Genomic DNA, 13,475 nt, shown 5'->3' with positions numbered 1-13,475 from the left:
TCAGTCGCGTACGTCGGCGCAGACCACGTGCGCGCCGATCTCGATCATCCGGCGTTCGCTGCGGGCGTCGGCCACCCGCGCCATGAGGATCGGCGCCCCCGAGGCGGCCAGCTGCGGCAGCCGGGCGCGGACGAGCCGGTGCAGGTCGCGTACGACGTCCTCGGCCGCCGACATGTGCACCTTCACGTGCAGCATGATGCCGGGCGCCCCGGAGGCCGTACGGGCCTCGGAGATCCAGACGTGGTGCACGAGCGGGAAGTCCATGAGCAGTTGCGCGATCGCCTGGCGCAGCGCGGGCAGGATCGGGTGCGCGCACCGCCGGTAGCCGGGATCGACCTGCTGCATGGGCCCCGACAGGTGCGGTCGCGGCGCGGGCACCCACGGCATGGAAGGGGCGTCCTGCGTCGGCGGCGCCACCTGGGCGAGTGCGGCGCCGCGCGACACGGTGGCCATGGCGCCCGTCGCGTAGGCGGCAGGGGCCGCCGACAGCACGGGCGTGGGCCCCGTCCGCGTCGAGGTGAGGAAGCGTTGCAGATCGGCGATGGGCACGGCCGCGGCGGCCGGTCCGGCCGCGTCTATGACGATCTCGCGCACACCGGTGACGCGCTGGATGTCGAGGATGGTGTCGGCGTCGCAGGCCGACAGGGAGTGACTGCCACGGTGCCTGGCGTACGTGGCAGGGCTGGTGTAACCGAGCAGGACCCGGTCACCTGCTTGTGTCGTCCCGAGGACGACGGAACGGTCTGATCGCACTGCCACCAGGACTCCACCGTCGGCAAGAGCGCTCAGCAGGCGGTGTGGAGAGCCATGCTGAGCGAGCACGTCGGCGAGCGCAGGATTCCCGATGCTCATAGGACGAACCCTAGGTAGTCGGCCACGGCTTATCAGGCTAATGGGCAAGAAAACCCCCGATCAAGACAAAGATGCGCCTGGAATGGGTGAGTTTGCCGACACGGGGGTACGACCGACATTTGTCTCGCATCGTGCGATGCGTCTCACATTCTGGGTCTCTCGTGAACGCTTTCACAAGCGTGGATAGACTCGACGAGACATCGGGGGATCCGTCGACGTGTCCTCCTCCAAGCCAGTCGTGCCCAAAGGATCCACACCAGTGAACAAGCCCGTCGTTCTGGTCGCAGAGGAGCTGTCCGAAGCCGGCCTAGCCGTTCTCGGCGCTGATTTCGAGGTCCGCCACACCGACGGCTCCGACCGCTCGCAGCTGCTGCCCGCCCTCGCCGGCGTGGACGCGCTGATCGTCCGCTCCGCCACGCAGGTGGACGCGGAGGCGATCGCCGCGGCACCCAAGCTGCGCGTGGTCGCGCGAGCCGGCGTCGGCCTCGACAACGTCGACGTCGAGGCGGCCACCAAGGCCGGTGTCATGGTCGTGAACGCCCCGACCTCCAACATCACCAGCGCCGCCGAGCAGACCATCGCCCTGATCCTGGCCAGCGCCCGCAACACGGCCCAGGCCCACGCCGCGCTGAAGAACGGCGAGTGGAAGCGCTCGAAGTACACCGGCGTCGAGCTGGACGAGAAGGTCGTCGGCATCCTGGGCCTCGGCAAGATCGGCCAGCTGGTCGCGCAGCGGCTGCAGCCGTTCGGCGTCGAGCTGATCGCCTACGACCCCTACCTGCCGCCGGCCCGCGCCGCGCAGATGGGCGTCAAGCTGCTCAGCCTCGAAGAGGTGCTCAAGCAGGCCGACTTCATCACCGTCCACCTGCCCAAGACCAAGGAGACGCTGGGGCTCATCGGCGACCGGGAGCTGCACCAGGTCAAGCCGTCCGTCCGGATCGTCAACGTGGCCCGTGGCGGCATCGTCGACGAGGGCGCACTCTACTCCGCGATCAAGGAGGGCCGCGTCGCCGGCGCCGGTCTCGACGTGTTCTCCAAGGAGCCGTGCACCGACAGCCCGCTGTTCGAGCTCGACCAGGTCGTCGCCACGCCGCACCTCGGCGCCTCCACCCACGAGGCCCAGGAGAAGGCCGGCACGCAGGTCGCGCGCAGCGTGAAGCTGGCGCTCGCGGGTGAGTTCGTGCCCGACGCCGTCAACGTGCAGGGCGGCGCGGTGGCCGAGGACGTCAAGCCGGGCCTGCCGCTGGCCGAGAAGCTGGGCCGGGTGTTCACCGCCCTGGCCGGCGAGGTCGCCACCAAGCTCGACGTCGAGGTCCGCGGCGAGATCGCCGCCCAGGACGTCCGCGTGCTCGAGCTGGCCGCGCTCAAGGGCGTGTTCACCGACGTGATCGAGGAGCAGGTCACCTACGTCAACGCCCCGCTGCTGGCCAAGGACCGCGGCATCGAGGTCGAGCTGGTCACCAGCTCCGAGAGCCCCGACTGGCGCAACCTGGTGACCGTGCGCGGCGTCCTCGCCGACGGCCGCCACGTCTCGGTCTCCGGGACGCTGTCCGGGCCGCGGCAGATCACGAAGATCGTCGAGGTCAACGGCTACGAGATGGAGATCGAGCCGACGGCCCACCTGTGCTTCCTCACCTACGCCGACCGTCCCGGCATCGTCGGCGTGGTCGGCCGGCTGCTCGGCGAGCACGGCATCAACATCGCGTCCATGCAGGTGGCCCGTGACGTCAAGGGCGGCAAGGCGCTGATCGCGCTGACCGTCGACTCCGCGATCCCCGCCGACGTGGTCGAGCAGATCGTGGCCGAGATCGGCGCCGACAGCGGGCGTTCTGTCGACCTGGAGGACTGACCCTCCCGATCGTCGTACGAGGCCGCCACCCGGAGCGTTCCGGGTGGCGGCCTTTTGTGTCTCAGCATGCGAGATAGTAGGAGATCCAAGGAAATTCCTCAGGTACCGTAGCGAGAGATGCGCCAGGTTCTCGTACTCATTACCTGCCGCGGCGAGGCCTGTTAGGGCAGGTCGACGACTCGCCGCGGTGTTCGGCGCGTGGTCGACCGCTAAGCCCCTTCGTCCGGTCCGTGACCCGGGCCACGAGAGCAGGCCTGTCGGATTCGTGACCGGAGTCCGGCGTCACTGGAACGCTTCCGCGAATCGAGATGAGTCACATGTACGACATGTATGCCTGGAACCGCGCCGACGAACACGACGACAAGGCGGCAGAAGCCGTGCAGATCGCGCTGGACCGGCGCGACAACGGCGGCGCCCCGCAGGACCACGACCGCTGACCGTTCATCCGGGTCCGCCACAACCGCGCAGGATCGCCTGCCTGGATCAATCCCCGATCGGATACGCAGAGTGCTGTACGGTCACTCTGCGTATCCGTTCCGATCGGGGAGGTTGTCTATGCACATGCTCGTCGCGATCCGTAGGGCCGTGGCCCTCGCACTGCCCGCGGTGGCCGCAGCCGGCCTGCTCGCCGTCCCGGCGCAGGCGGCGGTGGCCGAGCTGGACATCGTCCGGCACAACGTCAGGGAGGGCACCTTCCAGCGCTGGTTCCTGACCTGCCCGCCCGACACCAGTCGTCATCCGCACGCCGAGGCGGCCTGCGACCTGCTGACCGAGGTCGACGGCGACCTCGACTGGCTCGCGACCGGTTCGACCGGCTGCTCGCGCGAGCTCGACCCCGTCCACGTGAACATCCGTGGCACCTGGCGCGGCCGGCACAAGGAGTTCGCGCACATGTACGCCAACGCCTGCGTGCTCGACCGGCAGGCCGGCCCGGTCGTGCCGTGACACGGCGGCGGCCCCGGGGGATCCCCCCGGGGCTGTCTGCTGGAACGCTCCAACCTGATCGCGTACGAGGTCAGTCGGTTGATGCGTGGGGCGTGGTCGTTTCGGACTTGTCGGTCGTGTCCGTCGCGTCCTTCGCTTCTGCGGCTGCCTCGCGGCGCTTCTTCTTGTACTCACGCCACTCGCGCACGCCCTTGGGGTCGGGGCGCACCGCGCCGACGAAGACGCTGCGCCGCCAGGCCGACAGCGGCTCCTCCTTGACGACGTCGCCGGTGTGCGGCGCGTTCACCATGTAGCCGGGCCGCGAGACCATCCCGACGTGGCCGAGGCCGCTGAAGAAGACCAGGTCGCCCGGCTTGAGGTTCTTCCAGGCGATCTTCCTGTGGAAGGCCCCGTACTGGTCGGCCGCGACGCGCGGCAGCTGGATCCCGGCCTTCTGGTAGGCCCGCAGCATCAGGCCCGAGCAGTCGTAGCCGCCCCGGCCGGTGCCTCCCCACAGGTAGGGGATGCCGCGCTTGTTCATCGCGAAGCGCAGGGCGATCTTCCAGGCGGGCTTCGGACGCTTGATCGGCTCTTCCTTGACCTCGTCACCGGCCGGCGCGTCGGGGTCCTGTGCCCAGGGGTCCTGCGGGGGCGTGTCCGCGGGGTCCTGCGCCCAAGGGTCATGAGGGGGCGCGTCGGTGGGGTTCTCCGCCGAAGGCTCCGGTGACGGCGTGTCGGCGGGGTCGTCCGCCGAGGGGTCCTGAGGTGCGGGGTTGTCAGCTGTGGGGTCCTGTGCGGTGGGGTCGTTCGCCCAGGGGTCCTGCGGGGGAGCGTCAGTGGGGTCTTCGGCCGAGGGGACAGGGGTGGAGTCGTCGTCCCCGGAGTCCCGTGGGGAGGGGTGCTTCACCCAGGGGTCCTTCGGCTTCCGGTTCTTCGCGCGGTGGCGCGGGGTGGCGGGGTCCTTCGCCCACGGGTCCTGGGCGTAGGGGACCTTGACCCAGGGGTCCTGGGCGGAGGTGCCGGACAGGACGTCGGCCCAGACGTCGTGCGCCGTGAAGTCAGGGAGGGACGGGTCCTTCACCCAGGAGTCCGGGATGAGGGAGGTTCGGTCGGAGGGATCCCCGGCCCAGGGGTCCTGCGTGGAGGGGCCCTTCGCCCACGGGTCCTGCGTGGGGGGCCGTTGCGTGGTGCTTGCCTGAGCGGCGGGGGTTGCCAGGATGATCCCGGCGACGCCCGCGGCCAAGGCCGTGGCGATGCGAGACAAGGGGGACTTGTCCTTCCATGCGGCCGACCGGGTTAGCTGACGGGCTCGGGCCTGGAAGTAGCCCTACGGCGGAGGAGTCGCCGATTCGCCCCTGGGGGAGGTTGGGTCCCCGGCTCCACGCAACGCTGCGTGGATTAGGCTGACCGGACTCTAACGAAACGGTCAAAGGCTTGCAAATAGCAAAAAAGGTAAAATATCGGACGTCCGAACCCTGAGATGGTTGCTCGTCAGGCGAGACGAGCGGGTAAGGTACCGCCATGGAGTCGCGTAACATCCGCCTGGCCGTCATCCCGGGAGACGGGATCGGCACCGAGGTCGTCGCCGAAGGGCTCAAGGTCCTGGAGGCGGTGGGGGCGAAGTTCGATACCACCCACTACGACCTGGGCGCCGCCCGCTATCACCGCACCGGTGAGACCCTCCCCGACCCTGTCATGGAGGAGTTGCGCGGCTACGACGCCATCCTGCTCGGCGCGATCGGCGACCCCAGCGTCCCGCCGGGCGTCCTCGAGCGCGACGTGCTGCTGAAGCTGCGCTTCGCCTTCGACCACTACGTCAACCTGCGCCCGGTCAAGCTGCTCCCCGGCGTCGAGACCCCGCTGGCCGACGTGTCGCCGGAAGACATCGACATCGTGGTCGTCCGCGAGGGCACCGAGAGCCTCTATGCCGGCACCGGCGGCGTCATGCGGCGCGGCACCCCGCACGAGATCGCGACGCAGGAGTCGCTCAACACCGCCCACGGCGTCGAGCGCGTGGTGCGCTACGCCTTCGACAAGGCGGCCTCGCGTCCGCGCAAGAAGCTGACCCTCGTCCACAAGACCAACGTGCTCACCTTCGCGGGTGACCTGTGGCAGCGTACGGTCACCCGGGTGGGCGAGGAGTACCCCGACGTCACGACCGACTACTGCCACATCGACGCGGCGTCGATGTTCTTCGTCTCGCAGCCGCAGCGCTTCGACGTGGTGGTCACCGACAACCTGTTCGGCGACATCATCACAGACCTCGGCGCGGCCATCGCGGGCGGCATCGGCCTGGCGGCCAGCGGCAACATCAACCCCGAGCGCACCGCGCCGAGCATGTTCGAGCCGGTCCACGGCAGCGCGCCCGACATCGCGGGCCAGGGCAAGGCCGACCCGACCGCGACGATCCTCTCGGTCGCCATGCTGCTCGACCACCTCGGCATGAAGGACGAGGCCGCGAAGGTCGAGCAGGCCGTCTCCGACGACATCATCGAGCGACTGGCCGGCTGGGCGAGCCGCACCACGCACGAGATCGGCGACGACATCACCGCGCGAGTATCCGGCTAGGACCGCCTAGCCCCGAAGCGCCTGGTGGTCCGAAAGGACTACCGGGCGCTTTTTGCGTGCAAAACGGCTGTTCCTCCCACCAGCCGCTTGCCATCCCATATAGCGAGACAATAGGAAGTATGGACCCCTCCCAGGCACGGGACCCGAGTCCTGTGCCGGGCAGATTCCGCCACACCGTAGAGACAAGGATTGCCGTCATGACCATCGCTCAGAAGCTCAGCTTCGACGTGCAGCTCTCCGACCATGCTCGCACCGCGGCCGAGCGCGAGCAGGTGCTGGCGAACCCTGCTTTCGGGCAGTTCTTCACGGATCACATGATCTCGATCGACTACACCGAGGGTCAGGGCTGGCACGACGCCCGGCTCATGCCGTACGGGCCGCTCTCCCTCGACCCCGCGACGTCGGTCTTCCACTACGCGCAGGAGCTGTTCGAGGGGCTGAAGGCCTACCGCCAGAGCGGCGATTCGATCGTGACGTTCCGTCCGTACGCGAACGCCGCCCGTTTCAACCGGTCCGCCGCCCGGATGGCGATGCCGGAGCTGCCCGAGGACACGTTCGTCGAAGCGCTCGAACTGCTCGTCCGCACCGACCGCGAGTGGGTGCCCACCACCGAGGGGCACAGCCTCTACCTGCGTCCCTTCATGATCGCCACGCAGCCGGCGCTGGGCGTGAACTACCCGTCGCGGACCTACAAGTTCATGGTCATCGCGTCGCCGTCGGCGTCGTACTTCACCGGCGGCCTCAAGCCGGTCTCGGTGTGGCTGTCGACCGAGTACACGCGCGCGGCCCCCGGCGGCACCGGCTTCGCCAAGTGCGGCGGCAACTACGCGGCGGCGTTCGTCGCCCAGCGGCAGGCCGTCGAGCAGGGCTGTGACCAGGTCGTCTGGCTCGACGCCCACGAGCACCGCTACGTCGAGGAGATGGGCGGGATGAACCTGTTCTTCGTCTACGGCGACAAGCTCGTCACCCCGGCGCTGACCGGCACCCTGCTGCCCGGCATCACTCGCGACTCGATCCTCGAACTGGCCGCCGACCTCGGCCTGGAGACCGAGGAGCGGCTGGTCTCGGTGGACGAGTGGCAGGAGGGCTGCGCCTCTGGCGAGCTCACGGAGGTCTTCGCGTGCGGCACGGCGGCCGTCGTGACGCCGGTGGGCACTGTCAAGGGCGCCGACCGCTCGTGGACCGTCGGCGACGGCACGTCCGGCCCGGTGACGATGCGCGTCCGCGAGGAGCTCGTCGGCATCCAGTACGGCGCTCGTCCCGACGCCCACCACTGGGTCCACAAGATCGCCTAGTGTGATGTCGCCCTCGGGGTCGCCACCGATCCCGAGGGAGCCGTTCACCATAACGCCGCGGTGTCCACGGCGCGGTCCCACGGCGCGGGCAGGACGAGCGGCTCGCCTGCGGCCGCGACGGTCTCGCTCCGGTACTTCCCGCCCGAGGGCTCGCCGAAGAGGGTCGCCGCGCCCTGGAAGGGGTCGAGGACGAGGTAGAGCGGCACTCCCGCGGGCGCGTACCCGCAGGGCTTGACGTAGTGGTCGTCGTAGGCGCTGTCGGCCGAGACGACGTCGGCGACCAGCAGGGTCGAGTCGCCCTGCACGGCGTGGTCGAACCGCATGAGCGGCGAGCGTGGCACCACCACGAGGTCGGGGACGTACCGGTCGACGCCGCCGGTGCAGACGGTGATGTTGGGCCAGATCTCCCACCCGCGATCGACCACGGTGCCGATGAGCAGGCGGATCAGGCGGAAGACGATCGTGTTGTGCTGCCAGGTGCCGGACTCGTTCACCACGATCCGGCCACCCGTGGTCTCCACGCGGTAGTCGGGGAGCAGGTCGCGCACCGTGCGGAAGCGCTCTTCGAGCGGACCGGCCATCGTCACCGTCCTCGGTAGTGGGGGAGTGACCGAGCGTAGGGCGGCGAGGGGGTGTGTTGCCAGGGCGTGATCGACCCCGTCAGTTCTTCATGATCATCGTCAGGCCGTCGGCGACCGGCAGCATGACGACGGTGACCCGGGGGTCGGCCGCCACCAGGTCGTTGAACCGCCTGATGTCCTCGACCGTGTCGCCGTCGTGCATGGGGTCGGCCACCCATCCGTGGCGCAGCGTGTTGTCGGCCAGCAGCAGCCCGCCGGGCCGCAGGCGTTCCATCAGCAGCTCGTAGTAGCCGCGGTAGTTGGCCTTGTCGGCGTCGAGAAAGGCGAGGTCGATGGTCTCGTCGAAGGCGGCGAGCGTCCGCAGCGCCGGCCCGAGCGTCAGCGTGACCCGGTCGGCGACGCCGGCCTCCTGCCAGTAGCGCCGCGCGACGGACGTCCACTCCTCGCTCACGTCGAAGCAGTGCAGCGTGCCGCCGGACAGGCCACGGGCGATGCACAGCGAGGAGTACCCGGTGAACGTGCCCACCTCCACGGCCACTTGCGGCCGCATGAGTTTCGTGAGCATGGTGAGGAACTGGCCCTGGTCAGGGGCGATCTGCATCCGCGCGTCACCGCCCGTGACCTCGGCCGTCTCCCGGGCGAGCCTGCTCAGCAGCGGGTCGGGTGGTGTGGTGTGCTCAAGGACGTACCGCGCGACGGCCGGGTCAAGAAGATATGCCTTCATGCGGTCATTGTGGCTGTTCGGTAGGGTCTGCGCGATCAACGAGGTGGAAGTGGGCTGATGATGAAGCGGTTGATGGCGGTCGCGCTGGCGTGCGCGGCGATCGTCGTGATCGGGGTGCTGGGGTTCTCGGAGCCGGGCGTCTCGTCGTCCGACGGGGCGCGGCTGACCAGGCAGGCGGACGGCACGATGGTGCTGGCCGACCGGTCGAGCAACGCGCCCGTGCTGGACATCTTCGAGGACTTCGACTGTCCGGTCTGCAAGCGGATGCACGCCAACGTGGACGCCACGATCCGGAAGCTGGCGATGTCCGGCCAGGTCAAAGTGGTCTACCACGCGGTGACGATCTTCCGGGACGAGCCCATGCGCTCCAACTCCGTCCGTGCCGCCGCGGCCGCGCGCTGCGTGCCCGAGGCCAACTGGATGGCCTTCCGCGACGAGCTGTACGCCATGCAGCCGGCCCCGCACGGCGTCGCCTCCGGCTTCGCCGTCAAGGACCTGGCCAAGGCGGCCAGGAAGGTGGGCGCGCAGGTCGACTCGTGCATCACCTCCCAGGCGTACGCGAAGGCGCACCTGGCGGAGACGAGGAAGATCCGCATCGAGGGCACGCCGACCGTGCTGCTCGACGGGCAGATGCTGGGCGAGGAGGTGTTCGACGCCGCGGCGATGGAACGGGTCATCACGGGCGGCGTCGGCGTCACCGTGTGAGCGTGGAGCGGACGTAGGGCCACGTCAGGCCGCTCTTTGAGCGGCCGGTGTCCACGGTGTGGGACGAGTGTGCCGGATGCTGGATTCGTATGGCACACTGGGTGACACCATGTTCTACGGTCTGCTCATTATCGGCAGGCGCGCCGGCTGACAAAGGACACCGCCGGCGCGCAGACCTCTCACGTCCGTGAGGGGTCTTTTTGTTTTCCCGGCCCGCAACGCAGACCAGCCACGACTTCCCGTCCGGAAAGAAGAGAGAGCCATGGCCGACGACCGCTTCCACGTATACGACACGACGCTGCGGGACGGCGCGCAACAGGAGGGCCTCAACCTGACTGTCGCCGACAAGCTCGCCATCGCGCGTCGTCTCGACGGCCTCGGCGTCGGCTTCATCGAGGGGGGCTGGCCCGGCGCCAACCCCAAGGACACAGAGTTCTTCAGCCGGGCTCGGACCGAGCTCGAACTGAAGCACGCGCAGCTTGCCGCGTTCGGCGCGACCCGCCGGGCCGGTGTGAAGGCCGCCGACGACCCTTTGGTGGCCGCCCTGCGCGAATCCGGTGCGCCCGTCGTGACCCTTGTCGCCAAGAGCCACGACAGGCATGTCGAACTGGCCCTCCGCACGACGCTGGAGGAGAACCTCGCGATGATCCGCGACACGGTCTCCCATCTTCGCGCGGAGGGCCAACGGGTCTTCCTCGACGCCGAGCACTTCTTCGACGGCTACAAGTCGAACCCCGCGTACGCGCTTGAGGTGGTCAGGACCGCCGCCGAGGCCGGGGCCGACGTCATCGCCCTGTGCGACACGAACGGCGGCATGCTCCCCGACGAGCTGGCCGAGATCGTCCACGCGGCGGTCGGCACGAGCGCCCGGGTCGGCATCCACTGCCACGACGACACCGGGTGCGCGGTGGCCAACACCCTCGCGGCCGTCAAGGCCGGCGCCACCCATGTGCAGGGCTGCGCCAACGGGTACGGCGAGCGCTCGGGCAACGCCAACCTCTTCACCGTCGTGGCCAACCTGCAGCTCAAGCGCGGCTACGACCTCGTGCCGCGCGAGTCGCTGGCCGAGATGACCCGCGTCGCCCACGCCATCTCCGAGGTGACCAACGTCACGCCCAACTCGCACGCCCCCTACGTCGGCATGTCGGCCTTCGCCCACAAGGCCGGCCTGCACGCCAGCGCGATCAAGGTCGACCCCAACCTCTACCAGCACATCGACCCTGCGCAGGTCGGCAACGACATGCGCATGCTCGTCTCCGACATGGCGGGCCGCGCCTCGGTCGAGCTCAAGGGCCGCGAGCTGGGCTACGAGCTCACCCCCGAGCACACCAAGGACCTGGTCGCCCGGGTGAAGGACCTGGAGTCGCAGGGCTACACGTTCGAGGCCGCCGACGCGTCGTTCGAGCTGCTGCTGCGCGACACCGTGCAGGGCGAGCGCAAGCGGCACTTCGAGGTCGAGTCCTGGCGCGTCATCGTCGAGCGGACGAAGGGCGGCGAGCTCGTCAGCGAGGCCACGGTCAAGCTGCACGCCAAGGGCGAGCGCATCGTGGCCACCGGCGAGGGCAACGGCCCGGTCAACGCCCTCGACAGGGCCGTACGGTTCGCCCTCGAGCAGCTCTACCCCGAGCTGGCCAAGCTGGAGCTGATCGACTACAAGGTCCGCATCCTCGAGGGCACCCACGGCACCGACGCCGTGACCCGCGTCCTCATCACCTCCAGCGACGAGCGCGCCGAGTGGGCCACGGTGGGCGTCGCCGAGAACATCATCGACGCGTCCTGGCAGGCACTCGAGCAGGCGGTCACGTACGGCCTGCTGCGCGCGGGCCGCGACGCCTCCTGAGCTAGAGCACTCCGGCGGCGAAGGACACGCCGTTCACCGTGACCTTCCCGCCGGAGCACGACACCTTCGGCGCCTCGTTGCCCGGCACGATCACCGTGAGCAGCGACGTCGCCGCCGGCGAGACCACGACGTTCGTGGGCTGCTTCGACAGGTAGGTGGGCGAGACCCAGCCGAGCTTGCCGCCCCGCTCGACCTTCTGCCCGCCGACCGGGCGGCAGGAGCTGAACTGGAGCAGGGTGACCTTGAACTTGCCGTCGCCGAGCACGACCTTGCCGCCGCTGTTGGAGATCAGCTTGAGGTCGGGGGCGAACCGCCACAGGTTGCTGACCTTCTTGCCGCCGGAGGCCGTGTCGAGCACCGCCATCAGGTCGTCACCGTGGTTGACCAGCACCGACCGGGTGCGGCTCACGCCGTACGCCTTGTCGGTCAGCCGGTAGGCCTGGCGGTCGTCGCCGTAGCTGGTCTTGACGAGCTTGCTCGCGGTACGCGGCCGGAACCGCTCGCCGACCACCGTCGGCACGTTGTGCGCCTCCGGCGAGAGCGTCCAGTAGCGGTAGGCGCTCTTCTCGTAGGAGTGGAACCCGCCGTCGACCAGGATGTCGCGGCCGTGCGCGAAGTAGGTGACGCCGAGGTGGTCCTCGTGCCCGTGGAACTTCAGCCCGGGCCCGAACCGGATCGAGTAGTAGGCCGACTCCGGCTCCTTCCACGACGTACGGCCGAAGACGTAGCCCGCGTTGTAGACCTTGACCTGCTGCTTCGGCGTGCCGGTCTCCATCTTGGGCTCGGTGTCGGCGCTGCCGTCGCCGATGGGCGCCATGTAGCCGTTCGGCATGGTGGCGTGGGCGATGAAGTCCTTCAGCGCCTCGCTGCGCCGGGCGATGTCGGCGGGCACCTTGCGGTCGCAGGACTTCATGTTGGTCATCGCGACCTGCAGCCGGCCGTACACGTAGACCGCGTACCGCGGCGCCTGCTCCATCAGCGCGCCCTGGGAGTCGACGTCGAGCTTCACCGTGCCGGTCAGCCGGCGGGTGGCGAGGTCTTCCCATTCCTTGCGGCCGTAGCGGCAGCCGATGCCCATGAGGGCGATGTCCTGGTCGATGCCGTGGTTGTGGCCCTTCTTGTACAGCCGCGGGTCGGACAGCAGCTTGGCGTGCACGGCCAGGCTGTCCTTCAGCCAGCTCGCGTTCACGTGCTTGCTCAGGCAGAGCAGCGGCTGCGTGCGCAGCGACACCGGGTGGTCGGTCCACACGTACGGCTTCGTGCCCTTGGCGCCGTACTTGTTGTGCTCGACCCAGTCCTTGGCGATCTCGGTGGCGCGGTTGAGGTAGCGCTCCTCGCCGGTGTTCTCGTACTCGACGACGAGGGTGCCCATCCAGCGCAGCGACTGGAAGACGTACTCCCACGACCGGTTCTTGTACGGGCTGGCGGCCCAGTTGATCTTCTTGCCCAGCTGGTACGGAGGCAGCCCGACCAGCGAGATCTCGCCGTTCATGACGTCCGTGGCCGTGGGCGTGCCGGGCAGCCAGTCGCCCTGGCACTCGGCGGTGCGGGTCACCTTGTCGGCGTGCGCGGGGCTCACGAGGGCGCCGACGGCCAGCGTGAGGGCAAGGGGGATCGCGAGCCGGCGCACGCCAGTGCCTCCTGGGGCATGAGGGAACACAAGTCGGAGCAGAACATGTTTTCGGAATCGCGATCAGCGGTCAAGCTGGATGCCCGATTTGTGATAGCTCCTGACGCCCGTCGGCCCGCGTACGGTCAGGACTTGGGGGAGGCGTTCTCGACGACCTCGAAGCTCCACAGCTCGGAGTCGGTCGCCGCGGGCCCCTGCCCGTGCCCGTGACCGTGGCCCTGACCCTGCCCCTGCCCATGGCCGTGACCCTGGCCCTCGGCCGCCTGCGCGTGCCCGCGCTGGAACGCCATGCTCTGCTGCCACTTCTGGAAGTCGTCCTCGCTGCGCCAGCGCGTGTAGACGAAGTAGCGGTCGGTGCCCTCCACGGGCCGCAGGAGCTCGAACCATTCGAACCCGTCAGCGGACTCGACCATGCCGGCCCGGTTGGAGAAGCGCCGTTCGAGCTCCTCCCGCATCTCGGCGGGCACGGTCAGCACGTTGATCTTCACGACGGACACCGCTGGGACC

12 protein-coding genes and 1 riboswitch are annotated in these 13,475 nt (G+C 69.1%); of the genes, 6 read left to right on the top strand and 6 right to left on the bottom strand.

Annotated features, from left to right (window positions below):
• Positions 1–759, bottom strand: coding sequence for a hypothetical protein (locus BLR04_RS06375; RefSeq protein WP_245740051.1), 759 nt, complete (start codon positions 757–759; stop codon positions 1–3).
• A gap of 352 nt (positions 760–1,111) precedes the next feature.
• Between BLR04_RS06375 and serA the strand changes: the two genes are divergently transcribed.
• Both serA and BLR04_RS40470 read left to right on the top strand, forming a co-directional pair.
• Positions 1,112–2,701, top strand: coding sequence for a phosphoglycerate dehydrogenase (gene serA, locus BLR04_RS06370; RefSeq protein WP_090760490.1), 1,590 nt, complete (start codon positions 1,112–1,114; stop codon positions 2,699–2,701).
• A gap of 555 nt (positions 2,702–3,256) precedes the next feature.
• A complete protein-coding gene (locus BLR04_RS40470) occupies positions 3,257–3,646 on the top strand; it encodes an SSI family serine proteinase inhibitor (protein WP_176902965.1) in 390 nt (129 codons plus the stop codon).
• Positions 3,647–3,716: 70 nt separating this feature from the next.
• Here the strand turns inward: BLR04_RS40470 and BLR04_RS06360 are convergent, their stop codons facing one another.
• Complete coding sequence (locus BLR04_RS06360; RefSeq protein WP_143021972.1) at positions 3,717–4,889, bottom strand: C40 family peptidase; 1,173 nt, start codon at positions 4,887–4,889, stop codon at positions 3,717–3,719.
• 7 nt (positions 4,890–4,896) lie between these two features.
• Positions 4,897–5,040: riboswitch (cyclic di-AMP (ydaO/yuaA leader) on the bottom strand.
• Positions 5,041–5,146: 106 nt separating this feature from the next.
• Between BLR04_RS06360 and BLR04_RS06355 the strand changes: the two genes are divergently transcribed.
• Positions 5,147–6,193, top strand: coding sequence for a 3-isopropylmalate dehydrogenase (locus BLR04_RS06355; RefSeq protein WP_090760484.1), 1,047 nt, complete (start codon positions 5,147–5,149; stop codon positions 6,191–6,193).
• A gap of 197 nt (positions 6,194–6,390) precedes the next feature.
• On the top strand, positions 6,391–7,488 hold the full coding sequence (locus BLR04_RS06350) for a branched-chain amino acid aminotransferase (protein WP_090760482.1): 1,098 nt from the start codon (positions 6,391–6,393) through the stop codon (positions 7,486–7,488).
• A 44-nt stretch (positions 7,489–7,532) separates the two neighbouring features.
• Here the strand turns inward: BLR04_RS06350 and BLR04_RS06345 are convergent, their stop codons facing one another.
• Both BLR04_RS06345 and BLR04_RS06340 read right to left on the bottom strand, forming a co-directional pair.
• Positions 7,533–8,069 (bottom strand): Uma2 family endonuclease, encoded by a 537-nt coding sequence (locus BLR04_RS06345; protein WP_090760480.1) that lies wholly within the window; start codon positions 8,067–8,069, stop codon positions 7,533–7,535.
• A gap of 79 nt (positions 8,070–8,148) precedes the next feature.
• Positions 8,149–8,793 (bottom strand): O-methyltransferase, encoded by a 645-nt coding sequence (locus tag BLR04_RS06340; protein ID WP_090760478.1) that lies wholly within the window; start codon positions 8,791–8,793, stop codon positions 8,149–8,151.
• 57 nt (positions 8,794–8,850) lie between these two features.
• Here BLR04_RS06340 and BLR04_RS06335 point away from each other — a divergent pair, with 57 nt between their 5' ends.
• Entirely contained in the window at positions 8,851–9,498 is a 648-nt protein-coding gene (locus BLR04_RS06335; protein WP_090760476.1) for a DsbA family protein, read from the top strand.
• A gap of 262 nt (positions 9,499–9,760) precedes the next feature.
• Positions 9,761–11,338: a citramalate synthase gene (gene cimA, locus BLR04_RS06330; protein ID WP_090760474.1), complete on the top strand. Its 1,578-nt coding sequence runs from the start codon at positions 9,761–9,763 to the stop codon at positions 11,336–11,338.
• Between the two features lies 1 nt (position 11,339).
• On the opposite strand, the gene BLR04_RS06325 is transcribed toward cimA, so the two are convergent.
• Together BLR04_RS06325 and BLR04_RS06320 are read right to left on the bottom strand one after the other, a co-directional pair.
• On the bottom strand, positions 11,340–12,968 hold the full coding sequence (locus tag BLR04_RS06325) for a heparinase II/III family protein (protein ID WP_245740050.1): 1,629 nt from the start codon (positions 12,966–12,968) through the stop codon (positions 11,340–11,342).
• Between the two features lie 125 nt (positions 12,969–13,093).
• Positions 13,094–13,465: an antibiotic biosynthesis monooxygenase family protein gene (locus BLR04_RS06320; RefSeq protein ID WP_090760472.1), complete on the bottom strand. Its 372-nt coding sequence runs from the start codon at positions 13,463–13,465 to the stop codon at positions 13,094–13,096.
• Positions 13,466–13,475 lie beyond the last annotated feature (10 nt).

Origin of the sequence: Nonomuraea maritima (genome assembly GCF_900100395.1) — a bacterium.
Lineage (GTDB): Bacteria > Actinomycetota > Actinomycetes > Streptosporangiales > Streptosporangiaceae > Nonomuraea > Nonomuraea maritima.
Note: the sequence above shows the minus strand (reverse complement) of the source record. Positions and strands in the feature narration are given on the sequence as shown.